20 protein-coding genes and 1 tRNA gene are annotated in these 24,979 nt (G+C 70.1%); 10 read left to right on the top strand and 11 right to left on the bottom strand.

Translation table 11 applies throughout. The annotated features are described in order from the left end of the window. The first annotated feature begins 11 nt into the window (after positions 1-11). Positions 12-1,439: a glucoamylase family protein gene (locus VGR32_RS12300; protein WP_327451069.1), complete on the top strand. Its 1,428-nt coding sequence runs from the start codon at positions 12-14 to the stop codon at positions 1,437-1,439. Then, on the top strand, positions 1,436-2,695 hold the full coding sequence (locus tag VGR32_RS12295; RefSeq protein ID WP_327451067.1) for a sugar ABC transporter substrate-binding protein: 1,260 nt from the start codon (positions 1,436-1,438) through the stop codon (positions 2,693-2,695). Before VGR32_RS12300 ends, VGR32_RS12295 begins: the two co-directional genes overlap by 4 nt. A 6-nt stretch (positions 2,696-2,701) precedes the next feature. Here VGR32_RS12295 and VGR32_RS12290 read toward each other — a convergent pair whose 3' ends face one another. After that, a complete protein-coding gene (locus VGR32_RS12290) occupies positions 2,702-3,841 on the bottom strand; it encodes a glycosyltransferase (protein WP_327451065.1) in 1,140 nt (379 codons plus the stop codon). Continuing rightward, the gene (locus VGR32_RS12285) at positions 3,834-5,627 is read right to left on the bottom strand and encodes an ABC transporter ATP-binding protein (RefSeq protein WP_327451063.1); all 1,794 of its coding nucleotides are present in this window, start codon (positions 5,625-5,627) and stop codon (positions 3,834-3,836) included. Before VGR32_RS12285 ends, VGR32_RS12290 begins: the two co-directional genes overlap by 8 nt. Positions 5,628-5,902: 275 nt before the next feature. Here VGR32_RS12285 and VGR32_RS12280 point away from each other — a divergent pair, with 275 nt between their 5' ends. From VGR32_RS12280 to VGR32_RS12270, 3 genes are read left to right on the top strand one after another with little or no spacing between them, the layout of a single operon-like run. Next, entirely contained in the window at positions 5,903-6,841 is a 939-nt protein-coding gene (locus VGR32_RS12280; protein ID WP_327451061.1) for a sugar ABC transporter permease, read from the top strand. After that, complete coding sequence (locus VGR32_RS12275; RefSeq protein WP_327451059.1) at positions 6,838-7,665, top strand: carbohydrate ABC transporter permease; 828 nt, start codon at positions 6,838-6,840, stop codon at positions 7,663-7,665. The genes VGR32_RS12280 and VGR32_RS12275 overlap by 4 nt, the downstream gene beginning before the upstream one ends. A 20-nt stretch (positions 7,666-7,685) precedes the next feature. Then, complete coding sequence (locus VGR32_RS12270) at positions 7,686-10,898, top strand: discoidin domain-containing protein (protein ID WP_327451057.1); 3,213 nt, start codon at positions 7,686-7,688, stop codon at positions 10,896-10,898. A gap of 22 nt (positions 10,899-10,920) precedes the next feature. Here the strand turns inward: VGR32_RS12270 and VGR32_RS12265 are convergent, their stop codons facing one another. From VGR32_RS12265 to VGR32_RS12245, 5 genes are all read right to left on the bottom strand, one after another. Beyond that, on the bottom strand, positions 10,921-12,006 hold the full coding sequence (locus VGR32_RS12265) for a sn-glycerol-3-phosphate ABC transporter ATP-binding protein UgpC (protein ID WP_327451055.1): 1,086 nt from the start codon (positions 12,004-12,006) through the stop codon (positions 10,921-10,923). A 68-nt stretch (positions 12,007-12,074) separates the two neighbouring features. After that, entirely contained in the window at positions 12,075-13,976 is a 1,902-nt protein-coding gene (locus tag VGR32_RS12260; protein WP_327451053.1) for a DEAD/DEAH box helicase, read from the bottom strand. Between the two features lie 105 nt (positions 13,977-14,081). After that, complete coding sequence (locus tag VGR32_RS12255; protein WP_327451051.1) at positions 14,082-15,236, bottom strand: aspartyl/asparaginyl beta-hydroxylase domain-containing protein; 1,155 nt, start codon at positions 15,234-15,236, stop codon at positions 14,082-14,084. A gap of 54 nt (positions 15,237-15,290) precedes the next feature. Then, positions 15,291-15,365: transfer RNA gene (locus VGR32_RS12250), tRNA-Val, on the bottom strand. A gap of 8 nt (positions 15,366-15,373) precedes the next feature. Then, positions 15,374-16,096: an HAD-IA family hydrolase gene (locus VGR32_RS12245; RefSeq protein ID WP_327451049.1), complete on the bottom strand. Its 723-nt coding sequence runs from the start codon at positions 16,094-16,096 to the stop codon at positions 15,374-15,376. Between the two features lie 64 nt (positions 16,097-16,160). Here VGR32_RS12245 and glmU point away from each other — a divergent pair, with 64 nt between their 5' ends. Together glmU and rpiA are read left to right on the top strand one after the other, a co-directional pair. Further along, the gene (gene glmU / locus VGR32_RS12240) at positions 16,161-17,498 is read left to right on the top strand and encodes a bifunctional UDP-N-acetylglucosamine diphosphorylase/glucosamine-1-phosphate N-acetyltransferase GlmU (RefSeq protein ID WP_327451047.1); all 1,338 of its coding nucleotides are present in this window, start codon (positions 16,161-16,163) and stop codon (positions 17,496-17,498) included. Next, positions 17,495-18,181, top strand: a complete 687-nt coding sequence (gene rpiA / locus VGR32_RS12235) for a ribose-5-phosphate isomerase RpiA (RefSeq protein WP_327451044.1) — start codon at positions 17,495-17,497, stop codon at positions 18,179-18,181. The genes glmU and rpiA overlap by 4 nt, the downstream gene beginning before the upstream one ends. Before the next feature lie 64 nt (positions 18,182-18,245). Here rpiA and VGR32_RS12230 read toward each other — a convergent pair whose 3' ends face one another. After that, positions 18,246-19,163 carry an L-threonylcarbamoyladenylate synthase gene (locus VGR32_RS12230; RefSeq protein ID WP_327451042.1) on the bottom strand — a complete coding sequence of 306 codons (918 nt, stop codon included), beginning with the start codon at positions 19,161-19,163 and terminating at the stop codon, positions 18,246-18,248. Continuing rightward, the gene (locus tag VGR32_RS12225) at positions 19,160-19,711 is read right to left on the bottom strand and encodes a cytochrome b (RefSeq protein WP_327451040.1); all 552 of its coding nucleotides are present in this window, start codon (positions 19,709-19,711) and stop codon (positions 19,160-19,162) included. Before VGR32_RS12225 ends, VGR32_RS12230 begins: the two co-directional genes overlap by 4 nt. Positions 19,712-19,795: 84 nt before the next feature. Between VGR32_RS12225 and VGR32_RS12220 the strand changes: the two genes are divergently transcribed. Both VGR32_RS12220 and VGR32_RS12215 read left to right on the top strand, forming a co-directional pair. Beyond that, the gene (locus VGR32_RS12220; RefSeq protein WP_327451038.1) at positions 19,796-21,580 is read left to right on the top strand and encodes an acyl-CoA dehydrogenase C-terminal domain-containing protein; all 1,785 of its coding nucleotides are present in this window, start codon (positions 19,796-19,798) and stop codon (positions 21,578-21,580) included. Between the two features lie 89 nt (positions 21,581-21,669). Next, entirely contained in the window at positions 21,670-22,122 is a 453-nt protein-coding gene (locus VGR32_RS12215) for a hypothetical protein (RefSeq protein ID WP_327451036.1), read from the top strand. A 4-nt stretch (positions 22,123-22,126) separates the two neighbouring features. Here the strand turns inward: VGR32_RS12215 and VGR32_RS12210 are convergent, their stop codons facing one another. Beyond that, the gene (locus tag VGR32_RS12210) at positions 22,127-22,726 is read right to left on the bottom strand and encodes an ATP-binding protein (protein ID WP_327451034.1); all 600 of its coding nucleotides are present in this window, start codon (positions 22,724-22,726) and stop codon (positions 22,127-22,129) included. 129 nt (positions 22,727-22,855) lie between these two features. Between VGR32_RS12210 and VGR32_RS12205 the strand changes: the two genes are divergently transcribed. Further along, positions 22,856-23,320 (top strand): response regulator, encoded by a 465-nt coding sequence (locus VGR32_RS12205; protein WP_327451032.1) that lies wholly within the window; start codon positions 22,856-22,858, stop codon positions 23,318-23,320. On the opposite strand, the gene gor is transcribed toward VGR32_RS12205, so the two are convergent. Further along, entirely contained in the window at positions 23,317-24,702 is a 1,386-nt protein-coding gene (gor, locus tag VGR32_RS12200) for a glutathione-disulfide reductase (RefSeq protein WP_327451030.1), read from the bottom strand. The two genes, VGR32_RS12205 and gor, sit on opposite strands and share 4 nt — an antisense overlap. Between the last annotated feature and the right edge of the window lie 277 nt (positions 24,703-24,979).

Below are 24,979 nucleotides of genomic sequence, written 5' to 3'. Positions count from 1 at the left end.
AGGATTTGCCCATGGACCGTCGTCAGCTTCTTCTGTCCGTGGGTGCCGCCGCCGCGCTGGCGGGGTCAGGCTGCTCGACCCTGTCGCTGCCGGGCATGACGGGCGGCGTCGATCCCGAGCTGACCGATCTGCAGCACCGCACCTTCCGCTGGTTCGCCGAGACCCAGAACCGTCAGAACGGCTTGACGCCGGACCGCTGGCCGACGCCGTCGTTCGCCTCGGTCGCAGCCGTGGGCTTCGCCCTGACCTGCTGGCCGATCGGCGTCGAGCGCGGCTGGATGAGCCGGGAGGAGGCGCGTCAGCGCACCCTGGCCACCATCCGCTTCTTCCACGACGCGCCGCAGGGGCCCGCCGCCACGGGCATGACGGGGCACAAGGGCTTCTTCTACCATTTCCTGGACATGAAGACCGGCCATCGGTTCGGAACGACCGAGCTGTCGACCGTCGACACCACCCTGCTGCTGGGCGGCATGCTCTACGCCAAGCAGTGGTTCGACGCCGACCACCCGGAAGAGACCGAGATCCGGACCAAGGTGCAGGCCATCTACGACCGCGTGGAGTGGGACTGGGTCGAGGTCCGGCCGCGCCGGATCTCCATGGGCTGGCATCCGGAGACGGGCTTCATCCCGGCGGACTGGCACGTCTACAACGAGGGCATGCTGGTGCTGCTGCTGGCGATCGGCAGCGACACCCATCCCGTGTCGGCCGACGTGTGGACCGAGTGGTGCTCGGTCTACGACCGCAGCTTCAACGCCGAATGGGGCCCGAAGCACCTGCAGTTCGCGCCGCTTTTCGGGCACCAGTACAGTCACATGTACGTCGACTTCCGCGGCATCCACGACGCTTGGATGGGCGGCGTGCAGGCCGAGATTCCCGGCTTCGACTACTTCCAGAACAGCGTCCGCGCCGTCGCGGCGCAAAAGGACTATGCCGTCCGCAATCCGAAGGGCTGGGTCGGATACTCGGATGAAATCTGGGGCCTGACGGCGTGCGACGGACCGGGCGACTTCAAACAGGTCGTCGACGGGCGCGAGCGCGAATTCTTCAGCTATTCCGCGCGCGGCCCGGGCGAGCGCGACGACGGGACGCTGGCCCCGACGGCAGCGTTGGGGAGCTATCCGTTCGCGCCCGCGGACGTGACCGCCTGCTTCAAGGCGCTGAAGTCGCGCTATGGCGCCGGGATCTGGACGCAGTACGGCTTCCTCGACAGCTTCAACCCCACGCTCACGCAGCGCGACGGGCCGTTGCTGCATGGGTCTCTGGTCCCGGGCGTGGGCTGGGTCGACGGCGACTATCTGGGCATCGATCAGGGGCCGATCGTCATCCAGATCGAGAACGGCCGCAGCGACGCCGTCTGGAAACGGATGCGCTCGGAGCCCAACCTGATCCGCGGCCTGAAGCGCGCCGGCTTCACCGGCGGCTGGCTGGACCGGGCGTGAACCCGACGCGGCCAGACCGTCGCGCCGCCCTGGCCATGATGGCCGGCGCCTCGGTCGCGGCCTGCGCGCCGCGCGGGTCCGGCACGCGCCTGACCTTCTGGGCCATGGGCAACGAGGCGACCAACGTGCCGCAGCTGCTGCCCCGGTTCGAGGCCCAGAACCCGGGCGTCACGGTCGACGTGCAGGCCCTGCCGTGGACCGCCGCGCACCAGAAGCTGCTGACCGCCTATGCCGGGTCGTCGCTGCCGGATCTCAGCCAGGTCGGAAACACCTGGGTGTCGGAAATGGCCGCCATCGGCGCCATCAGCGAGCTGCCCGCGGCCGCCTCGGACCTGCTGACCGACCAGTTCCCGGCGGTGCTGGACACCAACCGGGTGAACGGGCGTCTGGTCGGCGTGCCCTGGTACGTCGACACGCGCCTGCTGTTCGTGCGCACCGACCTGCTGGCCGAGGCGGGCTATGAGGCCGTGCCGACGACGTGGGCCGATTGGAAGGCGTCCATGCACGCCATCAAGCGCCGGGTCGGCCCGGACCGCTATGCCATCCTGTTGCCCCTGAACGAGTTCGAGCAGCTGCTGACGCTGGGGCTGCAGGGCGACGAGCCGCTGCTGCGCGACGAGGACACGCGCGGCAATTTCTCCAGCGCGTCGTTCGTCGCCGCGCTGGCCTTCTACAAGAGCCTGTTCGACGAGGGGCTGGCTCCGGTCGCGTCGTCGACCCAGATCTCCAACGTCTGGACGGAGTTCGACCGCGGCTGGTTCAGCTTCCACTTCTCCGGTCCCTGGACGATCGGCGAGTTCCGCGACCGCCTCTCCCCGACCACGCGCTGGAACACCGCCGGCGTGCCGGGTCCGCGCGGCCCGGGCGCCTCGGCCCCGGGCGGGTCCTCGCTGGTGGTCTACCGGTCGTCGCCGCATCAGGAGGCGGCGTGGAAACTGGTCCGCTTCCTCATGGATCCGTCCAATCAGGTCGAGTTCAACCGCATCACCGGCGACCTGCCCAGTCGCCCCAGCGCCTGGGCCGATCCCGCCGTGGTCGCCGACCCCGCCATCGCCGCCTTCAAGGGGCAGCTGGAGCGGGCGAGGCCGGTGCCCAAGGCGCCGGAGTGGGAGCGGATCGTCACGGAAATGCAGATCGTGGCGGAGCGCATGGTCCGCGGCGAGTTCACACCGGAGACCGCCGCGACGGAGATCGATCGCCGCGCCGACCGGCTTCTGGCCAAGCGCCGCTGGATGCGCGAGCAGGGCAGGGCGTGACCGGCCTCAGCGCGGCGCGCTGACGAAGTCGAGCACCTCTGCGGAGACCGTGTTCCAGTTCTGCCGGGCAACCACCACCGCCGCCGCTCCGGTCTGCCGCGGCAGCGCCAGACGTCGGTCGACGATGGCCGACAGCGTGCTCGCCAGCGCTTCCGCGTCGTAGGCGTCGAGTGGAATCAGCAGGTCCTGCACGTCCGAGATCACCGGAATCGGGTTCGAGATCACCGGACGATCGCTGCACAGGTATTCGATCAGTTTGGACGGGTAGGCGTGGTCCGAGCCGGCCGACCGCGGATCGCGCAGATGGACCAGGGCGTCGGCACGGCGCTGGGCCGCCACGACTTCGGCGTTGTCCACACGGCCGTGGAACCGGATGCGGGGGTCGCGGGCCGCGGCCTCCTGGACCAGATGCGTCATCGGACCATAGCCGTAGACATGCAGTTCGAACGCGCGCGCGCCCATCTTGCCGGCCGCGTCGATCAGGACTTGCGTGCCGTTGTCGGCGTTCAGCGTGCCCGACCAGACGAAGACCGGCCTGTCCGACGCCGTCGCGGGCCGGGGCGGGGAAGGGCGAAGCGCAGGGTCGACCCCCACGCGCACCTTCAGGCATGGCGGCGACGGAAGGCGGCCGGCGCGGACGAAGGCGTCGTTCAGCACGATCCAGCCGTTCATCAGATGCGCCAGCAGGAAGCCGATGCCGAAGTAGGCGTGAATGGCCAGCCTGCCGGCCAGCGACCTGCCGTTCAGATCGTTGAGATGGCTGTCATAGATGAAGGCGAACACCCGCTTGCCGAGAAGCCGGCTGACCGCGAGCGCGATCATGGTGATCGGCCCGTACCCCGTCGTCAGCACCGCCGCATCGCGGGGGGCGACGCGAATAAGGGTCGGAATCAGGCCGGCATAGGTCGTCGACAGGAAGCGGATGTCGCCGATTCGTCCCTCCCGTCCGCCGTCGCCCCTCTTGCTGACGTTGACGACCGTGACCGGGGTCCGAGCCGAGCAGCCAAGGACGAAACCGCGTTCGAACTTCTGGCTGGAGGACGTGATCCGGCCGTCGGCCAGAACCTCGCGGGTCAGCGACCGCGACACGATGACGAGAGGCCGGACGCCCGCCGTCTCCGGCCGCGGCGCCGCGTCGTCAGACATGGGTGGACGCCTGCTGGACCACACGGCCACCTTCCAGTCGCAACACCACGTCGCAGTTCTCGAGCGTCGACAGCCGGTGGGCGATGATCAGGATGGTCAGGTCGCGGTCCAGACGCTCGATGGCGCTCATGACGGCGACCTCGGTCTCGGTGTCGAGCGCGCTGGTGGCCTCGTCGAAGACGAGAACCCGGGCCTGCTTGTACAGGGCGCGGGCGATGCCGATCCGCTGGCGCTGGCCGCCGGACAGCTGAATGCCGCGCTCGCCCACGCGCGTGTCGTAACCCTTGGGCAGGGCCGCGATGACGTCGGACAGTTCGGCCTGCTCGGCGGCGTGACGCACCCGCGTCAGGTCGATCCGGTCCTTGCTGACGCCAAAGGCGATGTTCTCCGCCACGCTGGCGTCGGACAGGAAGATGGCCTGCGGCACGTGGGCGATGTTCTTCTGCCACGCGGCGCGGTTGGCGTCGGTCAGGGCGACGCCGTCGACGAGAATGCGGCCTTCCGTCGGCTCCAGCAGGCCGAGGACGAGGTCCATCAGGGTCGACTTGCCGCTGCCCGTCTTGCCGCTGATGCCGACGCGCGCGCCGCGAGGAATTTCGAGGGTCACGCCGGAAAGCGCCGCCTTGCGACCCGTCTCATAGGCATAGCCGACGCCGTCCAGGGAGATGACCGACCGGAACGGCAGCGGCGAGACTTCGGTCGACGCGACGTCCGCTCCGGCCGAGGTCGCACGCAGGAGGTCGACGACGTCGAACAGGTTCTGGCGATTGCCCACGGTCTGCGCCCAGCCGAGATAGATCTGCTGCACCATGGGGAGGAGCTTCTGCCCGCCCAGCGCCAGCGCGCCGAGAATCGGCAGCGCTCCGCCGAGGCCCCCGGGGCGGCCGACGACCGTCACCGCGACCAGCGCGATCAGCACCATCCCGGCGCCCTCGACGATGAAGCGCGGCGCGTTGGCATAGAGGGCGATGCGCGAGCGGGCGTCGCGGAAGCGGGCTTCGCACTGCTCATAGGCGCCGACGAAGACGGGGTGTGAACGGTCGATCAGGACGTCGCGGATTCCGCCGAGACCTTCCTGCATGATGCGCACCCTCTGGTCCTGCGCCGCCGCCACTGCGCCGGCCGCGTGATCAAGTCCGCGCCGGGTGAGGAAGGACGTCGCGACGTAGAGCACCACGAAGCCGCCGCCGGCCACCAGGGCGGCCCACGGGTCCATCGCCACCAGTCCGCCGATCAGGAAGACCGAGATGACCAGCGCCACGAGGGCCGAAATGGCGGGCATCAGGACCTGGTTCGTGACCATCTCGATCTTGGTCAGAGAGGCGATGATCTCGCTGGTGTTGCTCCGCGTGTGATAGATGTAGGGCTGCGTCAGCGTGCCGCCGTAGATGTTCACGGCCAGCTCATAGGCCACACCGTAGACGAAGCGCTGATACGCCCACAGCAGCGTCAGACGCATCAGGCTGGCCGCCAGCACGGCGAACGCGAAAAGGCCGGTGACCGCCCACAGGATCTGCGACGGCGTGCGCGCGCCCACCAAGTCCAGGCCGGGTCGGATGGCGGTGACGAGCGGCGAGCCGTCGGGCGAGGCGAGCACGGACAGGAAGGGCAGCAGCGCCCCGATCGTGAAGAGCTCCGCCACGGCGCCGGCCAGCATCAGGGCCAGCAGCGGCAGAACGGCCCTGCGCCGAGCGGGCGACAGACTGGCGTACAGCACCTTCAGCGCGTCCGGAATCGAGCGCGACGGCGTCGACCGGTGTTCGAGGTTCGCTTCGGGTGAGGTCACGGTCAGCCTGTGAGGGTCGCGGGAATGAGGCGCGTCGCGGGCGGGCGGGATCGCCGGAGCCGAGCGTCCCGTTAGCCCAAACCGTCGGCGCCCGACAGAACGGCCGTGCGCGAAACCTGTTTTGATTGGCGCCGCGCGGGCGGGTGATGCCTCAAGGACACGCCCGGGCCCGTTCCGCGTCGACACGACGAAGACAGGGTCCTAGGGTGCGTCGGCCTTGATGCCTGAATGACGAAGACTTTTCGTCGGCTCGGGGCGAAGCGGAGAGGACCAGGATGACCGCCGTCGAGGCCACCATCGCCGCCGAGCCGCGCCGCGCCGCCGCGCGACCGGCGAACCGCTCGCACGCGGCCTGGGGTTTCGTGGCGCCGGCCCTGATCGCGATCGGCCTCTTCTTCGCCGTTCCGGTGATCGCGGCGCTGCTGCTCAGCCTGACCGATTTTGACATCTACGCCCTGGCGGACCTGCGCAACCTGCGCTTCGTCGGCCTCGACAACTACGCGAACCTGTTCGGCAATCCGCTGTTCTGGGGCGCCATGAAGAACACCGGCTTGTTCGCCCTCATCGGCGTGCCGGCCTCGGTGGGAGCTTCGCTGGCGGCGGCCCTGCTGCTGAACGCCCGCATCGTGCGCTGGCGGCCGATGTGGCGCGTCGCCTTCTTCGCCCCCTACGTCACCACCCTGGTCGCCACCGCCGTGCTGTGGAACTACCTGCTGCACACGCGCTACGGCGTGCTGAACTGGGCCCTGTCGGGCCTCGGCATCCCGCCCGTCGACTGGCTGGGCAGCCCCGCCACGTCGATCCCGGCGATCCTGATCTTCGTCGTGTGGAAGACCTTCGGCTACAACATGCTGATCTTCCTCGCCGTGTTGCAGACGGTTCCGGACGAGCTGCATGAGGCCGCGCGCATCGACGGGGCCGGAGCCTGGACCCGCTTCCGCCACGTGACCCTGCCGGCCATCGCGCCGACGCTGCTGCTGGTGTCCATCATCTCGGTCGCAGGCTTCTTCCAGCTGTTCGCCGAGCCCTACGTCATGACCCAGGGCGGCCCCGCCCAGTCGACCGTGACGGTGCTCTACTTCATGTACGAAGAGGGCTTCAAATGGTGGAACCTCGGCTCCGCCTCGGCCGTCGCCTTCGTCCTGTTCCTCTGCATCCTGGCCGTGACCCTGATCCAGCTGGCGGTGGCCAGGCGCGTGGGGGCCTACGAGTGACCCGCCGCTGGACCCCAAAGGCCGTGCTTGCCAACCTCGCCGTCGCGGCGCTGGTGGCGATCGTGCTGTTTCCGCTGGTCTGGATGGTGTCGGTCAGCTTCATGAGCCAGGGCGAGGCCGCGACCTTCCCGCCGCCAATGATCCCGGCCCGGCCGACGCTGGAGCACTATCGCGACCTGTTCGTGACGCAGGGCATGGGCCGCTACATGCTGAACAGCCTGATCCTGGCGACGCTGGCCACCGTGCTGGCCCTGCTGTTCACCGTGCCCGCCGGCTATGCCTTCGCCAAGCTGCGGTTCGCGGGCCGGGACCGCCTGTTCCAGCTGCTGGTCGCCGCCCTGGTCGTGCCGGCCCAGATCGGCACCCTGCCGCTGTTCCTGATGCTGAAGTCCATGGGTCTGGTGAACACCTACGCCGGCGCGCTCGTGCCCTGGCTGGCGTCCATCTTCGGCCTGTTCCTGGTGCGCCAGTACGCGCTGAGCATCCCGGACGAGATGCTGGAGGCCGCGCGCGTCGACGGGGCGTCGGAGGGCCAGATCTTCCGCCGTGTGGTGCTGCCGACGCTGCAGCCGATCGTCGTGACCCTCGGCCTGTTCGTCTTCCTGGGCAGCTGGAACGACTTCCTGTGGCCGCTGATCGTGCTGACCGACCAGTCCAACTACACCCTGCCGGTGGCCCTGGCCGCCATGTCGCGTGAGCATGTGATGGACGCCGAGATGATGATGGCCGGCGCCGTCGTCACCGTGGCCCCGGTGCTGATCCTCTTCCTCGCCCTTCAGCGCTACTACATCCGCGGCATGCTCGCGGGCAGCGTGAAGGGCTGACCCACCGCGGAGCTGAATCCATGCGCGTCCTCCCCGGCGTCGTCGCTGCCCTGTTGATCGCCACGCCCGCCGCCGCACAGGAGACGCGCATCCTCGACGCCTTCGAGGAGCTGTCCCCGTGGACGGCCGACGCCTCCACCGACGTGTCTTCCGTCGTCGCCCCGGTCGACGGCCGGGTCGGGCGCGCGATGCGGCTGACCTACGACTTCAACGGCCGCTCGGGCTATGCCTTCGCCGCGCGCGCCGTCGATCTGGACGTGCCGGAAAATTTCGAGATCAGCTTCTGGGCGCGCGGCGACATGCGTCCCAACACGCTGGAGATCAAGTTCGCCGACGCCTCGGGCCGCAACGTCCACTGGCGCCGCATCGAGAACTTCGTCGCCCCGTCGGAGTGGACCCGCTTCACCATCAAGAAGCGCCAGATAACCTGGGCTTGGGGCCCCGACCCGGACCGCACCTTCCGCGGCGCCGAGCGGATCGAATTCGTGGTCACGGCGGGGCAGGGCGGCAAGGGCACGCTCGAGGTCGACCAGCTCGAGATCCGCGAGCTTCCGCCCGAACCGGGCGTTCCGCCGCGGCCGGTGGCCGAGGCCAGCAGCGTCGACGGGCTGAACGTCGCCGCGCGCGCCGTCGACGACGACCCCGGCACGTTTTGGCGATCCCGCCCCGGCGACGGCCAGTTCCTGACGCTGGATCTCGGATACGAACGCGAGTTCGGGGGTCTGACCCTGCGTTGGGCGGATCGGCTCGCGGCTGGCGACTACGCCGTCATGGCCTCTTCGGACGGAAGGGAGTGGCGGGAACTGGCGCGGGTGACGGACGGCGACGGCGGGACCGACTGGCTGCGCACGCCTGAGGCCTCGGCGCGCTGGCTGCGCCTGGAACTGCGCGAGCCCGTCGAGCGCAGCGGCGTCTTCGATCAATCCCAGGCCGAAAATCGCCCGGCGCTGGCAGCGAATGCCTATGCCCTGTCGTCCGTGGAGATCGAGCCGCTGGCGTTCGGCGAGACGCCGACGAAGTTCGTCATGGCGGTGGCGGAAGAGAACCTGCGCGGCCTGTATCCGCGCGGCTTCGTGGGCGAGCAGCCCTACTGGACGCTGGTGGGGGTCGACGGCGGCGGCGAGAGCGGCCTGATGGGCGAGGACGGCGCCGTCGAGCTGCGCCGCGCCGGGCCCTCGATCGAACCCTTCGTGGTCGACAACGGCCGGCTGATCACCTGGGCCGACGTCAATCTGCGGCAGTCGTTGCGGGACGACGATCTGCCGATCCCCACCGTCACCTGGACGTCGGACGACTGGACGCTGGCGATCACCAGCTTCGCCGAAGGCACGCCGGACTCGGCCGCTCTGTGGGGCCGATACGACCTGACCAACACCTCGTCGCGCCCACGCACCCTCACGTTGGCGCTGGCGGCGCGCCCGTATCAGGTCAACGGACCTGTGCAGTTTCTCGCCATTCCCGGCGGCGTCGGCCCGATCGAACAGTTCGACTGGAATGGCGCGACGCTGGTCCTGAACGACGACGTGCGGGTGTCGGCCCTGGTCATGCCGAGCGCCGTCACGGCCGCGACCTTTCAGGCCGGCGCCGATCCGCAGGCCCTGATCGCCGACGCCTCCGCGCGCCGCGCGCCGGGCGACCGGCTGGTGGAATCCGACGCCTCCGGTCTGATGGCCGGCGCCCTGCTGTACGACGTCACGCTGCAGCCCGGTGAGACCCGCACCTTCGGCTTTCTCGCGCGGCTTGCGGGGCCGACGCCCGACCTTCAGCCGACCGCCTCGGTGGAAGCCATACTCGATCGGGCGGAGGCCGTCGTCGCGGGCGAGTGGCGCGCGAAGGTGGACCGCTTCGACCTGATCCTGCCGCCGCAAGCCCAGCGCATCGAGGACGTGGCCAAGTCCTCGCTGGCGCACATCCTGATGTCCCGTCAGGGGCCGATCATCCAGCCAGGCACGCGCAGTTACAACCGGTCGTGGATCCGCGACGGCGCCATGATGGCCGAGGGTCTGAACCGGCTGGGTCATGCCGACGTCTCCGCGGCATATCTCGACTGGTACGCGCCCTTCGTGTTCGAGGACGGCAAGGTGCCCTGCTGCGTCGACGCCCGCGGCTCGGATCCGGTGCCGGAGAACGACAGCCATGGGGAGTTCATCTTCCTGGCCGCCGAAAACTACCGCCACACGCGTGACCTGCCCGCCCTGCGCCGGGTGTGGCCGCAGGTGCAGAAGGCGGTCGCCTACATGGACGGCCTGCGCGCCTCGACGCGCACGCCGGATTTCGAGGCGGCCGACAAGCGTCACCTGTTCGGCCTGCTGCCGCCGACAATCAGCCATGAGGGCTATTCCGACGACCCCGCCTATTCCTACTGGGACGATTTCTGGGGTCTGGTCGGCTACCGCGACGCGGCCTTCATCGCCGAGGCGCTGGGCGAAACCGAAGCCGCCGCCCGCATCAGGGCGGCCGGGGCGGAGTTCAATTCCGACGTCATGGCGTCAATCGAGGGAACGGCGCGCTTCCACGGCATTGACTGGATCGCCGGCGCCGCCGACCGGGGCGACTTCGACGCCACGTCGACGACCATCGGCCTGTCGCCGGGCGGCCTGATCGACGAGCTGCCGCACGCGCTGCTCCAGAGCACCTTCGACAAGTGGTGGGAGAACTTCACGGCGCGGCAGGAGAACCGCATGACGTGGCGCGACTACACGCCCTACGAACTGCGCAACGTGGGCGCCCTGATCCGCCTGGGCCGCCGCGACGAGGCGCTGCGCGCGCTCGACTTCTACTTCGCCGACATGCGCCCCGCAGCGTGGAACGGCTGGGCCGAGGTGGTGGGTCACCACGAGCGTGAGCCGCGCTTCATCGGCGACATGCCGCACGCCTGGATCAGCTCGGACTACATCCGTTCGGCCATCGAGCTGCTGGTGTACGAGCGGGTGGACGACGGGGTTCTGGTTCTGGCCGCCGGCCTGCCGTTCGACTGGATGGCGTCGGAGACCGGCGTCGGCGTCCGCGACCTGCGAACCGCCCACGGAATGCTGAGCTGGCACCTCAAGCGCGACGACGGCGTCTGGACCCTGACGTTCACCGGCGTCGCCTCTCCCCCCGGCGGGTTCGAGCTGCACTGGCCGGACGATCAGCCGGTCCCCGCCCGCGTGCGAATCGACGGCCGCGCGGCGCAGTGGGAAGGACACGTCCTGAAGGTGCCGGCGGGCGCCGCACAGGTGGAGATGCGCTGAGCGACCCCGGGCGAAGCCGTCGTCAGGCCCGCTCGAACGCCCGACCGTCGGCGTCGAAGAGCTGCACCTTTTCGGCCGGCGCCTTGAGCGTCAGTGACTGACCCTGGGCGGGTCGGGCGGCGCCGTCCAGCTGGGCCGTCAGCGTCTCGCCCTCACCGCCTTCGAGATAGGCATAGGTGGCGTGGCCGAGGGTCTCCACGAATGTGGTCGTCGCCGTCAGGGCGCCGCCGGGGCCTTCGGTCGACAGATGCTCGGGCCGGACGCCGAGCGTCACCTTGTCCCCTGCCCTGGCGGCGCCGGCCTTCACCGACGCCGGCAGGACGGCGCCGGACGCGGTCTTCACGGTCACCTGTCCGCTGCCGGCCTCCAGCACTTCGGCCGGGATGAGGTTCATCTTCGGGCTGCCGATGAACTCGGCGACGAAGCGATTGGCGGGGCGCTCGTAGAGCTCCATCGGCGCGCCGACCTGTTCGATCCTGCCGGCGTTCAGCACCACGATCCGGTCTGCCAGCGTCATGGCCTCCACCTGGTCGTGGGTGACGTAGATCATCGTCGTGCCGAGCCGCTGATGCAGCGACGCGAACTCGTAGCGCATGCGGACCCGCAGGGCGGCGTCCAGGTTCGACAACGGTTCGTCGAACAGGAAGACCTCGGGCTCGCGCACGATGGCGCGTCCGATGGCCACGCGCTGGCGCTGCCCACCCGACAGGGCCTTGGGCTTGCGGTCCAGATAGTCGGTGATGTTCAGCACCTCGGCGGCCGCGTCGACGCGGCGCTTCGCCTCGGCCTTGTCGACCTTCGCCAGAGACAGGGCGAAGCCCATGTTCTCGCGCACCGTCATGTGCGGATAGAGGGCGTAGGACTGGAACACCATGGCGATGCCGCGGTCCGACGGCGACAGTCCGGTCACGTCGCGTCCGCCGATCTCGACCGCGCCGCCGTCCAGCTCTTCCAGTCCGGCGATGGTGCGCAGCAGGGTGGACTTGCCGCAGCCCGAAGGTCCGACGAAGACCACGAATTCCCCGTCGGCGATCTCCAGGTCGACGCCCTTCAGCACCTCGACGGCGCCGAAGCTCTTCCTCACGCCGCTCAGCCTAACGCCCGCCATCTCGTTATCCGCCCACGCCGGTTTCTTGTTTGGCGTCAGCGTAAACGGTTACAGGGCCGGCGCAATCCTCAGGCGCGCTTCGGCTTGCCCTTGAACGGCTTGGCGCCGGGCTTCGCCTGATACGGTTTCGCCTTGCCCGTCCAAGGCTTTTTGTCGCCCTTGGGCTTTTCGACCCACGGCTTCTTGCCGGGAGGCGTCGGATCGTCCTTCGTCCGCTTCACCCACCTCGGCTTGCCGCCGTCCGGCGGCGCGGCTTCCGCCGGCTTCTCGGGCCGCGGCTGCCAAGGTTTCTTCGGCCCGTCGAAGTCGCGGCGCGGCTTGGCAAAGGGCTTGGGCCGTGCGGTCTTCTCGCCCGGCGCCGGAGCCACGGCGTCGCTGATCGACACGTCCTCGTCGCCCGCTTTCGCGATGGCCGCGCGGAACCTGGCCTCGGCGTCCTGCGTGATCTCGAACTTGGTTTCGCGGTCAAAGATCTTGATCGAGCCGACGTCGCGCTTGGTCACGTGGCCGAGGCGGCAAATCAGCGGCAGCAGCCATTTCGGGTCTGCGTTCTTCTCGCGGCCGACGTTGATGCGGAACCAGCTCATGTCGCCGCCCTGGGCGAAGTCGACCGGCTCGCGTTCCCGGCGTCCGCGCTCGCCCTCCATCGTGCGCGCCATTCGCGCGTCGTCCTGGACGTCCTCGGGCGGCGGCAGCTTCTCGCGATACAGCCGGATCAGCGCGGCCGCGACCTGTTCGGGGCTCGACCGCTCCAGCAGCTTGCGGCCCATCTCCAGCGCCTCGTCGTCCGCCGGGGCCGTCAGCACCGGGTCGGTCAGCATGCGCTCCTGATCCTTCGCCCGGATTTCGTCGGCCGACGGCGGGCCCGACCATTCCGCCTCGATGTTGGCGGAGCGCAGCATCAGCTCGACCTTGCGGCGCCGCGTGTGGCTGACCATCAGCACCGAGGTGCCCTTCTTGCCCGCGCGGCCGGTCCGACCCGAGCGGTGAAGCAGGGTCGCCTTGTTCACCGGGATCTCGGCGTGGATCACCAGACCCAGGTCCGGCAGGTCCAGACCGCGCGCCGCCACGTCGGTGGCAACGCATACCCGCGCATGGCCGTCGCGCAGCGCCTGCAGCGCCTCGGAACGCAGTGACTGCGTCAGCTCGCCGGACAGGCCCACGACCTGGAAGCCGCGCTCGCGCAGGGACGCCGTCAGGTGCTTCACCCGCTCGCGCGTGTTGGCGAACACCAGGGCGCCGGGGCTTTCGAACCAGCGCAGCACGTTGACCACGCCGTGCTCGATCTCGTGCGGCGCGACTCGGATGGCCTTGTAGGCGATGTCGCCGTGCGCGACCGTCTTCGACGTCGTGTCGATGCGGATGGCGTCGCGCTGATAGGTCTTCGCCAGCTGCGCGATCTCGCGCGCGATCGTGGCCGAGAACAGCAGCGTCCGCCGCTCCGCCGGCGCCTGGTCCAGAATGAAGGTCAGGTCCTCGCTGAACCCCATGTCCAGCATCTCGTCGGCCTCATCCAGAACCACGGCCTTCAGTTGCGACAGATCCAGCCCGCCGCGCTCGACGTGGTCCTTCAGACGGCCGGGCGTGCCCACCACGATGGCGGCGCCGCGTTCCAGCACGCGACGCTCGGCCCGCGGGTCCATGCCGCCGACGCAGGTGGCGATCCGCGCGCCCGCCCTGGCGTACAGCCACTCCAACTCCTTCGACACCTGCAGCGCCAGCTCGCGCGTCGGGGCGATGATCAGCGCCTCGGGCGCGGCGTTGTCCGCGAACCGCTCGGCGTCGCCCAGCAGGGTGGGGGCCAGCGCCAGGCCGAAGGCCACCGTCTTTCCCGACCCCGTCTGCGCCGAGACCAGCAGGTCGCGGCCCGGCTCGGCCTCCAGCACGGCGGACTGAACCGCGGTCGGCTCGTCATAGCCGCGCTCGGTCAGGGCTCGGTCGAGCGCGGGATGGCTGGCGGGAAAGGGCATCAGGCGTCCAGTTCAGGCGCCACGCGACGCCGCGTGGGCAGGGGTTCGGCAAAAGGGGCGGGGCTTCTGCCTGTGGATCAAGGCCGAAGCGCGACCATCCGGACCTCAGTCCCAGGCCGCGCCGGGCTGAAACGCGTCCAAGGCCTGCAACAGGACCGTGACGAGCTCACGCTCCTCGACGCTCAGTTCAGGGCGCCAGACGTCGAAGATCAGCACGACCCGGGTTTGCGTCCCCTCGTTCCTGGCCTCGTGCTCGATCGTGTCGTCGAACACCCATGCCTCGTCACGCTCCCACGACCGTGTCTCGTTGCCCACCCGAAACCAGCAGCCGTCCGGCACAATCAGCGGCATATGGCAGATCAGCCGGGTGTTCACCCCACCTGTGTGCGGCCGGATGTGCGCGCCGGGACGAAGCTGCGAGAACATGATCTGCGGCGAGCGTCCGGGGATCGTGCAAAGCGGAACGTCGGCCAGCGCCGCCATCGTGCGGGGGCACCTCTGCGCTGCTTCGGTCTTCGCCCCGTCCCTGACCAGAAAGCACGAACTCCAGTCCAGGCTGTCGATCAGCGGGTAGTCCTGATTGGGCATGCCCGGGACGGTCTGGAGGTAAGGGGCGAAGCCGCCTCGCGCCAGTTCTGCGTGCAGCTCCGACCGCATGTCGTCGCCCGCCACTTCCACCGCCTCCAGCCACGGAAACCGGTCCCGCGGGAAGAACTGGATGGTGGGCAGTTCGGGATAATAGAAGGCGCTCGGCTGTTGAGGGTAAACCTGCCGGCGGCCCTCCAGCAGATCGAGGGCGTGGGTGAACCGACGGTCCGACCGAACCTCAGTGTAGCCTGAGCGTTCCAGCTCGGCGCGGAGATGCGCCCGCATTTCCCCCGCCAGACGTTCCTGCACGGCTTTCGCGCGACGCACGCCGTGGGCAAGGTCGGGCGACAGGGCGCGGCCCTCGCCACCTCGCACCACCGCACCGTAATACAGGTTCGCTTCCCGCCGTGCCCCTTGGGCTGCGAGGAGGTCCGCTTTCGTCAGAAGCGCGCGAATGCTGGAGCCGTCCATCCGAAGCGCCCGGTCCAGGGCCCCATGAGCCGCCTCCGGATCATCCAGCTTGTGGCAGGCGTAGCCCAGCAGGGACAGCAGGTCGGCGTCGACCGATCCCGCGATCTCCGCAGCTTCCAGGCGGCTGCGCGCCGTGAGCCAGTCGCCGTTCTGGATCGCCCTGACGGCTTCGGGGATGAGCGCGCGCGTCGTGCTGGACATGCCTTCGTCTAACGCGACCGGGCCGTCTCCTCAATCAGCGCCACCGACCCTGAATGGTGGATGCGACAGGGATTGAACCTGTGACCCCCTCGGTGTGAACGAGGTGCTCTCCCGCTGAGCTACGCATCCGGGCCGTTTCAGGAGGCGGGGACATAGCCCGCAGCGTTCGGGTAAGCAAGCCCGCGTGCGATGAGCGCGTCGACCGCCCCTTCCAGCTCCCCGAACCCGTCGATCACGGCGTCCCCGCCGAGGTCGTGAGCGGGGATTTCGGTGTAGCCGAAGGTCGTGACGATGACCGGCACGCCCGTCGCCCGCGCGGCCGACACGTCGGTGATCGAGTCGCCGACCATGATCGCGCGCGCCGGGTCGCCGCCGGCCCGCGCCACCGTCTCGCGGATGTGCGCGGCGTCGGGCTTGCGCGCCGACACCGCGTCCGCGCCGCAGATGGCCGCGAAACGTCCGGTCAGTCCCAGACGGTCGAACAGGGCCAGGGACAGGTGCGTCGGCTTGTTGGTCGCCACGCACAGGATCGCGCCGCGCGCCGCCAGCCGGTCCAGCGCGGCCTCAACGCCCGGATAGACGTGGCTGTGGTCGCAGATGTGCGCCAGATAGTCGTCGAGGAAGGCGGCCAGCAGCGTCGGCTCTTCCGCCGCGTCCCATTCGGCGCCGGCCTCGCGGAACCCGTCCTTGAGCAGGGCGACCGCGCCGTGGCCCACGAGGTGGCGCGCCGCCGAAACCGGCCGCGGTGCAAGCCCGCGCGCCGCCAGCAGCCGGTTCAGCGTGCCGATCAGGTCGGGCGCGGTCTCGACCAGGGTCCCGTCCAGGTCGAAGGCGAAAGTCCAGCCGCTCAGGTCTTTCATGCGCGTGGTTCTATTTGAGTCCGGGCCGCCGTAAAACGCGGCGAACGTCGAATCCGGAGCCCGCATGACCCGTCGCGCCGCCATCATCCTCGCCGCCGGCCAAGGCACCCGGATGAAGTCCGGTCTGCCCAAGGTGCTGCACCCCGTCGGCGGGCGCGCCATGCTGGATCACGCCATCGACGCGGCCGAGGGGCTGGGCTGCGAGCGGGTGATCGTGGTGGTCGGAAACCATTCGCCGGAAGTCCGCGCGCACGTCGAGAAACGGCTCGGCGGCGGCGCCGTCGCGGTGCAGGATCCCCCGCTCGGCACCGGCCACGCCGTCCTGGCCGCGCGTGAACTGATGGCCGACTTCGACGGCCAGGTGGTCGTCACCTACGGCGACGTGCCTTTGCTGAAGGCCTCGGACATCGAGCCGGTCTTCGGCGACGCCCTGACCGTGGTCGGCTTCGAGGCGCGCGACGCCACCGGCTACGGCCGTCTGCTGATCGACGCCGACGGCGGGCTGGAAGCGATCGTCGAGCACAAGGAGGCCTCGCCGGACCAGCTGAAGGTCACCGCCTGCAACTCCGGCGTCATGGCGGCGCCGTCGCGCCTGCTGTTCGACCTGCTGGCCGAGGTGAAGAACGACAACGCCAAGGGCGAGTACTACCTCACCGACGTCGTCGCCTTGGCCCGCGCCCGCGGCGAGCCGACCCGGGCCGTCTTCGCCGACGAGGACGCCGTCATGGGCGTCAACGCCCAGGGCGAGCTGGCCCAGGCCGAGGCCCTGTTCCAGAAGGTGAGGCGTGAAGACCTACTGGCTTCGGGCGTCCGCATGCCCGCCCCCGACACCGTCTTCGTCAGCTGGGACACGGCGGTCGAGCCCGGCGCCGTGATCGAGCCCTACGTCGTCTTCGGCCCCGGCGCCGTCGTGCGCGCCGGCGCGAAGATCCGCGCCTTCAGCCATGTTGAGGGCGCCGAGGTCGGTTCCGGCGCCGAGGTCGGTCCCTATGCCCGTCTGCGCCCCGGCGCGAAGCTGGGCGACAAGGCCAAGGTCGGCAATTTCGTGGAGGTGAAGAACGTCACGATGGGCGCCGGGGCGAAGGCCAACCACCTGTCCTATCTGGGCGACGGCGTGGTGGGGGCGGGCGCCAACATCGGGGCGGGCACGATCTTCTGCAACTACGACGGCTTCTTCAAACACCGCACCGAAGTCGGGCAGGGAGCCTTCGTCGGCTCCAACACCTCGCTGGTCGCGCCCGTCACCATCGGCGCCGGAGCCATGGTCGGGTCAGGCTCGGTGGTGACGTCGGACGTCGCGCCCGGCGACCTGGCCCTGTCCCGCGCGCCGCAGACCGCCAAGCCCGGCTGGGCCGCCCGCTTCATGGAGACGATGCGGGCGAAGAAGGCGGCCAAGGCGTGAGCGCCGACGCGCAGAAGAGAGCCGCCGGCGAAGCCGCCGCCCTGCGCGTCGAGGCGGGCATGACCGTCGGCCTCGGCACCGGCTCGACCGCCGCCTGGTTCGTGAAGGCGCTGGCCGCCCGCAATCTGCCGGACCTGCGCTGCGTCCCCACTTCCGAGGCCACCGCCGACCTCGCCCGCGAGCTGGGCCTGCCTCTCGTCACGCTGGAGGACGTCTCGCGCATCGACTTGACCGTCGACGGCGCGGACGAGATCGGGCCCGGTCTGGCCCTGATCAAGGGCGGCGGCGCGGCCCTGCTGCGCGAGAAGCTGGTGTGGGAGGCGTCGTCGACCTGCATCGTCATCGCCGACGCCGCCAAGGTGGTGCCCCATCTCGGGGCCTTTCCCCTTCCGATCGAGGTCGTCGCCTTCGGCCACAAGACCACCGGCAACCGGATCGCCGACGTCCTGATCGACCACGACGTCGCCTTGCCGGCCCGTGTCCGCACCGCCGAAAGGGGGCAGGTCCGGACCGACGGCGGCAACCTGATTTATGACGCGAAATGCGGCGTCATACACGACCCCGCCCGTCTCGCCGACGACCTGAAGCTGGTCACCGGCGTGGTGGAGCACGGCCTATTCCTCGACCTTGCGGACGAAGCCATCATCGGCACGGGGGACGGCGTGGAGACGATGGCGCCGTGATGTGGTTGCCCTTGGCCTGAGGGCCGATGCGGCCTGCCGAGTTTCGCGGGGCACACCCGCCGGATCAGCCGACGTGCCCGGCCGCGCGCCGCAGCCGGTCGAACACGGCCTCTCCCAGTCCGTCCTTCGGCACCGGCGCCACGACGATGGCCGAGGGCCGCTCCCGGTCGGCCTCGCGCAGCAGGCGGAACAGGTTGGCCGCGGCCTCGCGCAGGTCGCCCGAAGGGCTGAGGCTCCAGCGCGGGTCGCCCACGCCGGGCCCGAAACCGAGCAGGATCTCGCCCGGGGCCGTCTGCGTCGTCTCGATCCGGACCGGGGCGTCGGGCGCGTAGTGGAGGGCCACACGGCCGGGTGAGCGCCGTCCGTCCCCCACCTCGGACAGGCGCCCGACGACGGCCTCGAGCTCGACGCGCGTGACGGCGCCCGGCCTCAGCAGGGCGATCCGCCCGTCCAGCACCGAGACGACCGTGCTCTCGAGGCCCACGGCGCAGGGCCCGCCGTCCAAAGCCTCGGCCACGGCATGGCCCGTCTCCTCGACGGCGTCGGCGAAGGTCGTTGGGCTGGGTCGGCCCGACCGGTTGGCCGACGGGGCGACGACGGCTCCGCCGAAGGCCGCGATCACCGCCCGCGCCGTCGCGTGGCCCGGCACGCGCACCGCGACGCTGTCCAGTCCGGCGCGCGCGAGATCACAGACCCCCACCCCCTCGCGGGCCGGGGCGACGATGGTCAGCGGGCCCGGCCAGAACCGCGCGGCCAGCCGCCGCGCCGCGGCGTCCAGCACGGCGATCCGGTCCGCCTGCGCCGCATCGGCGACGTGGGCGATCAGGGGATTGAACCTCGGCCGGCCCTTGGCTTCGAAGACCTTGGCCACCGCTTGCGCGTTCGCCGCGTCGGCGCCGAGTCCGTACACGGTCTCGGTCGGCAGAATGATCAGTTCGCCCGCCGCCAGCGCGGCCGCGGCCCGCGCCGTCGGATCGCTCATGGCCGTCGCGGGATCGCCGGGATCATCCGATGCAGCACGTCGTCCCTGTCGACGAACTGATGCTTCAGGGCGCCGGCGACGTGGAGGAACAGCAGCACGTACAGCAGCTTCGGCAGCGCCTCGTGGACGTCCATCAGGGTCCGCGCCAGATCGCGCCCGCCGCCGATCGGCAGCAGCGGGAAGTCGAACAGGCCGTACCATTCGAAGCCGCGCCCCGCCGCCGACCCGGCCAGCCAGCCCGTCAGCGGCAGCGCCAGCAGCAGGACGTAGAACAGCACGTGCGTCGCTCGCGCGGCCAGCCTTTGCCACCTCGGCGTGGTCGCCGGCAGCCGGATGGCCGGATTGGCGGCGCGCCAGCCCAGCCGGATGAGCGTCAGGATCAGGATGGTCGCGCCGCCCGACTTGTGCAGCATCATCCAGAAGCCGCGCTCCGATCCGCTGACCTCTTCGGCGACCGAGATCAGGACGATCTGGCCCACCACCAGCAGGGCCGTCAGCCAGTGCAGGGTCAGGGAGACCGTGGAATAGCGGTGACGCGGTTCGCTCATGGGCCTTCCCTTCCGCTGCGGCGCCGGGGCACCTTGGGGCATGCGCCACGTCAGGCCAAGACGTGATGACTTCAAGAGGGTTCCATGACCTACCGCGCCCCCATTCGCGACCTCGCCTTCACGCTCAAGGCCGTGGCCGGCATCGATCGCCTCGCCGCCACGGGAGCGTTTCCGGACTACGACGACGATCTGATGCACGCCGTGCTGGACGCGGCGGGCGCATTTTCGCAGGACGTGCTGGCTCCGCTGAACCGGCCCGGCGATCTGGCCGGGGCGAAGTATGCGAACGGCGCAGTGAGCGCCGCCCCCGGCTTCGCCGGGGCCTATCGTCAGTTCGCGGAGGGCGGCTGGACCGGCCTGACGGCGTCGCCGGCGCATGGCGGGCAGGGGCTGCCGAAAGCGCTGGAACTCGCCGCCTACGAAACCGTGCATGCGGCCAACATGGCTTTCGGCCTGTGTCCGATGCTGTCGTTGGCGGCCATCGAAGCCCTGCAAGAGCACGGCACGGACCACCAGAAGGCGGTCTACCTGCCGAAGCTGGTGTCCGGTGAGTGGACAGGGGCCATGGTCCTGACCGAGCCGCACGCCGGCACCGATCTCGGCGCCCTGACGTCGACGGCGACGCCCAACGGCGACGGGACGTATTCCCTGACGGGCCAGAAGATTTTCATCACATGGGGCGACCACGACGCCACGGACAACATCGTCCACATGGTGCTGGCCCGTCTCCCGGACGCCCCGCCGGGGCCGAAGGGCATCAGCCTGTTCCTCGCGCCCAAGTTCCTCGTGAAGCCCGACGGGTCGACGGGCGACCGCAACGCGTTCCGTCCCGTCGGCGTGGAGCACAAGCTGGGCATCCACGCCTCGCCCACCTGCGTGATGAGCTACGAGGGCGCGACGGCGGAACTGGTGGGCAAGCCCAACGAGGGGCTGTCGCACATGTTCGTCATGATGAACGCCGCCCGCCTCGCCGTGGGCGTGGAGGGCGTGGGAATCGCCGAGCGGGCGCACCAGGGCGCGCTCGCCTATGCGCGGGAGCGTCGTCAGGGCCGCAGCGCCCTGACCGGAGAGGCGAACGCGCCGATCGTCGATCATCCCGACGTGCGCCGCATGCTGTCCGTCATGAAGGCGAAGATCGCCGCCGCAAGGGCCATCTGCCTGTCCTGCGGCGTGGCCGCGGATCTGGCGCGGCACGCGTCCACGGCGGACGAGCGCGCCGCGTGGAAGGGTCGCGAGGACCTGCTGACCCCCATCGCCAAGGCCTGGTCGACGGACGTCGGGGTCGAAGTGGCCTCGATGGGCGTGCAGGTGCACGGCGGCATGGGCTTCATCGAGGAGACCGGGGCCGCCCAGCACTATCGCGATGCGCGCATCGCGCCGATCTACGAGGGCACCAACGGCATCCAGGCCATGGACCTGGTCGGCCGCAAGCTCTCGCAGGACGGCGGCGACGCGGCGCGGGCGGTCGTCGCCGAGATGAAGGCGGACCTCGCCCGCCTGCCGCGGCTGTATTCCGGCAAGCCGGTGGAACGTCTGGCGGCCGCCGTCGAGGCGGTCGAGGACGCCACGCTCTGGCTTCTGGACGCCAAGACCGATCCGGCGCGCGCGGCCGACGTGCTGGCGGGCGCCGACGCCTATCTGAAGCTGATGGGCGACGTGATCGGCGGCTGGATGCTGGCGCGCGGCGCGCTTGAGGCGCGGGCCGAACTGGAGGCCGGGCAGGGCGACCCGGTGTTCCTCGAAGGCCGCATCGCGCTGTACGAGATCTACGCCGCCAACGTGCTGGGCCACGCCTCCAGCCGGCTGGCCGCGATCGGTCAGGGCGGTGCCCTCCTGGGGCGCATGTCCGTCGACGTGCTGGCCGGGTGAGGGGCCGTCAGGAACGGAGAGGAAATCCGTCTCGACGGGAGGCTTCCGCTGAGCGATGTTCGCGGCATCGCTGTGGAGGGGATCCGACCATGCTGAAATCGATGTTCGTGGGCGCCGCCGCCCTGATGCTGAGCGCCGGCGCCGCAGCGGCGGACGAGTGGGAGGCGATCGCCATCTCCGACAGCGCCGTGATGGCCGTCGACTGGGGCTCGATGCGCATCAACGGCAACATGCGCCAGATCAACACGGCGCTGGTCGCGGTGCAGGCCGAGGCGGGTCAGTTCGACTGGGCCACCTCCCTGGTCGACGTCGACTGCTCCCAGTCGCGATACAAGACCGTGCGCTCCAGCTTCTTCTACATCGACGGCAGCTCGGCTTCGGAAGACTTCGTCGGCGACGGCAGCTGGACGTCGATCAACCCAGGGGCGCTGATGGACGACGTGCGCGGTCAGGTCTGTGCGGCCGCGCCGGGCAAGCAGGGCTATTTCGACGATCCCCTGACGTTCGCGGTGAACGCCCGCCGGGTGATGCAGGAGCAGTAGGGCCTCAGTTCAGGCGCTCGGCGCCGGACGGCAGGCCGATCCGCACGGCGAAGCCGGCGCCCGGCGAGGTCTCCAGCGCCATCGTGCCGTCGTGGCCCGCCACGAGGCCCTCGATCAGCGACAGGCCGTCGCCCTTTCGAGGGACGGCCGCGCCCGCGCCGGTGTCGCGCACGACCAGGCTCAGGCCCGACCGGGTGGCGGAGAAGGCGACGGCGACCGCGCCGCCCTTGCCCTCGGCGAAGGCGTGGCGCGTCACGTTGGTCAGCAGCTCGTGCAGGATGACCGCCAGCGGCAGACGCTGCGACTCGGGCAGGTCGCCCACGCGGCCGCGCACTTCCAGGCGGATGCCGCGGGATTCCAGACTGCGACGCCAGAAGGCCAGCGCCTCCTCGACGTAGGCGTCGAAGGGATCGCCCTGACCATGACGCTCGCTCAGCAGGCCGACGGCGGCGGCCATGTCGCTGATCCAGCCGAGATGTCGCCGCGACTCCGGATCGTCGACGGTCCGGAGGCGGATCGAGATGAGGGTCTGGAGAAATCGGCAGCACGCGTCCGGACCGGTGGGGCCCGGCCCCATGAGACCCGCAAGCGACATTTCCGCCATCACTGAACTCCGACGCCCTGATTCCCCGGAAAATTTCATAGCGGACGGCGAACCAAGCCGCCATCGCCACGTTGCAAGTGTCCGCTCGCTGACACTTATGGTGAAGGCGGGGCGGAAGGCGCGAGGGGGATGCGAACAGTGACGGGCGTCGAGGGGCTGAGGGTCATGATCGTGGAAGATCAGGCCCTGCTGGCCATGGAGCTTGAGCTGATCCTGCTCGACGCGGGCTGCGAGGTCGTGGGCGTCGCTGTGGACACCCGCGGGGCCTTCGCGGTGGCCGAACGCGAGAAGCCGGATCTGGCCCTGGTCGACGTCAACCTGATGGACGGCATGACGGGGCCGCAGATCGCGCATCGGCTGGTGGCCGGGCACGGCGCGGCGGTGATCTTCCTGACCGCCAACCCGGAGCAGATCCCCGAAGGCTTCTCCGGCGCCCTGGGCGCGGTGTGCAAGCCGTTCGACGAGCAGACGATCCGGGGCGTCGTGACCTTCGCGCGCCAGTTCATCACCACCCGCACCGTGGGCGCGCCGCCGCGGCGGTTCCGGCTGGCGCCGTGGCTGACCACGCCGCCGCCGGACGTGGCCCCGCACTAGCCCAGCGACGTGTCCTGCGGCCGGACGGGTTCGCGCAGGGTCACAAGCTCTTCCGCCACCGTCGGATGCACCGCGCAGGTGGCGTCCCATTGCGCCTTCGTCAGGCCGGCCTTCACCGCGATCGCCGCGACCTGGATGATCTCCGGCGCGTCGGGTCCGACGATGTGCACGCCGACGACGCGGTCGGTCTCGCGATCGACCACCAGCTTCATCAGCATGCGCTCGTCCGAGCCGGTGAAGGCGTATTTCATCGGCCGGAACCGCGTCATGTAGACGTCCACGCCCCCGCCGCAGGCCCGGCGCGCCTCGGCCTCGGACAGGCCGACGGTGCCGACGGGCGGCTGGCTGAAGACGGCCGTGGCGACCGCCTCATAGTCGAACTTCATGGGCCGGTCGCGGAAGACGGTGGAGTGGAAGGCCACGGCCTCGCGGATCGCGACGGGCGTCAGGTTCATGCGGTCGGTGACGTCGCCGATGGCCCATATGTTCTCCGCGGTGGTTCGCGACCACGCGTCCACCCTGATCGCCCCGTCGTCGGTCAGCTCGACGCCCGCGGTCTCCAGCCCCAGATCGCGGACGTAGGGAATGCGGCCGGTGGCGAACATGACCACGTCGGTCTCGACCGCGTGGCCGTTCTCCAGGTGGTTCACCAGACCCGTCGCCGTCTTCTCGATGCGGTCGTGCTGGCAGCCGAGGATGACCTTCACGCCCCGTTTCTCGATCTCGGCGGCCAGATGCGCGCGCACGTCGTCGTCGAAGCCGCGCAGGATGTTCGGCCCGCGATAGATCAGGGTCGTCTCGACGCCCAGGCCGGCGAAGATGCCGGCGAACTCGACCGCGATGTAACCGCCGCCCGCGATCAGGATGCGCTTGGGCAGCTCGGGCAGGTGGAAGGCCTCCTCGGACGTGATCGCGTGCTCCACGCCGGGGAGTTCGGGCGGAACCCACGGCCGGCCGCCGGTGGCGATCAGGATCCGTTCGGCGGTGTAGGTCCGGTCCTTGCCGACGATCTCGACGGTGTGGGCGTCCTTCAGCACCGCGCGGCCGTGGATCAGCTCGGCCCCCGCCTTGCCGAGGTTGGCGGCGTAGATGCCCGACAGGCGGGCGATCTCGACGTCCTTGGTCTGGATGAAGGCCGGCCAGTCGAAGGTCGGCTCAGGAATCGTCCACCCGTAGCCTTCGGCGATGTGGAACTGGTGGGCGAAGTCCGAGGCCATGACCATGAACTTCTTGGGCACGCAGCCGCGGATGACGCAGGTGCCGCCGGCGCGATGCTCCTCGGCCACCGCCACGCGCCTGCCGTCCAGCGCCGCCAGCCGCGCGGCGCGAACCCCGCCCGAGCCGGCGCCGATGACGAAGAGGTCGTAGTCGAAGGCGGTCATGTCGGGCTCCGGCGGCGTGAACCGCGGAGGTAGGCGCGCGGCAGGCGCCGGGCAAGCGGAAGCGCCCCGCCGCATGAGGGCGAGGGTGGAAAGGGCGGGCGGAGCGCCGGGCGCGGAGCCCGGATGCTGTGATGTGTTACCGTTTCGGCTTCGCGACGACGCTCCGCGCGGTCCGTCTGATCGAAAGCTGTCCGAGGTGGAGAGGACCACCGCATAGGGCCGCTGCTTGGCGACTAACGGACGCGCCTTCGGCGGGCGGGCGGGAGACTTGCGAACC

This window comes from Brevundimonas sp. (genome assembly GCF_035935935.1).
Lineage (GTDB): Bacteria > Pseudomonadota > Alphaproteobacteria > Caulobacterales > Caulobacteraceae > Brevundimonas.
The sequence above is the reverse complement of the archived record's forward strand: the minus strand, read 5'-3'. Positions and strand labels throughout refer to the sequence as shown.

Coding starts and splice junctions, on each gene's coding strand:
- VGR32_RS12300 (WP_327451069.1), top strand. CDS start 12: ATGGACCGTCGTCAGCTTCTTCTGTCCGTGGGTGCCGCCGCCGCGCTG.
- VGR32_RS12290 (WP_327451065.1), bottom strand. CDS start 3,841: ATGTCTGACGACGCGGCGCCGCGGCCGGAGACGGCGGGCGTCCGGCCT.
- VGR32_RS12280 (WP_327451061.1), top strand. CDS start 5,903: ATGACCGCCGTCGAGGCCACCATCGCCGCCGAGCCGCGCCGCGCCGCC.
- VGR32_RS12270 (WP_327451057.1), top strand. CDS start 7,686: ATGCGCGTCCTCCCCGGCGTCGTCGCTGCCCTGTTGATCGCCACGCCC.
- VGR32_RS12265 (WP_327451055.1), bottom strand. CDS start 12,006: ATGGCGGGCGTTAGGCTGAGCGGCGTGAGGAAGAGCTTCGGCGCCGTC.
- VGR32_RS12260 (WP_327451053.1), bottom strand. CDS start 13,976: ATGCCCTTTCCCGCCAGCCATCCCGCGCTCGACCGAGCCCTGACCGAG.
- VGR32_RS12255 (WP_327451051.1), bottom strand. CDS start 15,236: ATGTCCAGCACGACGCGCGCGCTCATCCCCGAAGCCGTCAGGGCGATC.
- VGR32_RS12245 (WP_327451049.1), bottom strand. CDS start 16,096: ATGAAAGACCTGAGCGGCTGGACTTTCGCCTTCGACCTGGACGGGACC.
- glmU (WP_327451047.1), top strand. CDS start 16,161: ATGACCCGTCGCGCCGCCATCATCCTCGCCGCCGGCCAAGGCACCCGG.
- VGR32_RS12230 (WP_327451042.1), bottom strand. CDS start 19,163: ATGAGCGATCCGACGGCGCGGGCCGCGGCCGCGCTGGCGGCGGGCGAA.
- VGR32_RS12225 (WP_327451040.1), bottom strand. CDS start 19,711: ATGAGCGAACCGCGTCACCGCTATTCCACGGTCTCCCTGACCCTGCAC.
- VGR32_RS12220 (WP_327451038.1), top strand. CDS start 19,796: ATGACCTACCGCGCCCCCATTCGCGACCTCGCCTTCACGCTCAAGGCC.
- VGR32_RS12215 (WP_327451036.1), top strand. CDS start 21,670: ATGCTGAAATCGATGTTCGTGGGCGCCGCCGCCCTGATGCTGAGCGCC.
- VGR32_RS12210 (WP_327451034.1), bottom strand. CDS start 22,726: ATGGCGGAAATGTCGCTTGCGGGTCTCATGGGGCCGGGCCCCACCGGT.
- VGR32_RS12205 (WP_327451032.1), top strand. CDS start 22,856: ATGCGAACAGTGACGGGCGTCGAGGGGCTGAGGGTCATGATCGTGGAA.
- gor (WP_327451030.1), bottom strand. CDS start 24,702: ATGACCGCCTTCGACTACGACCTCTTCGTCATCGGCGCCGGCTCGGGC.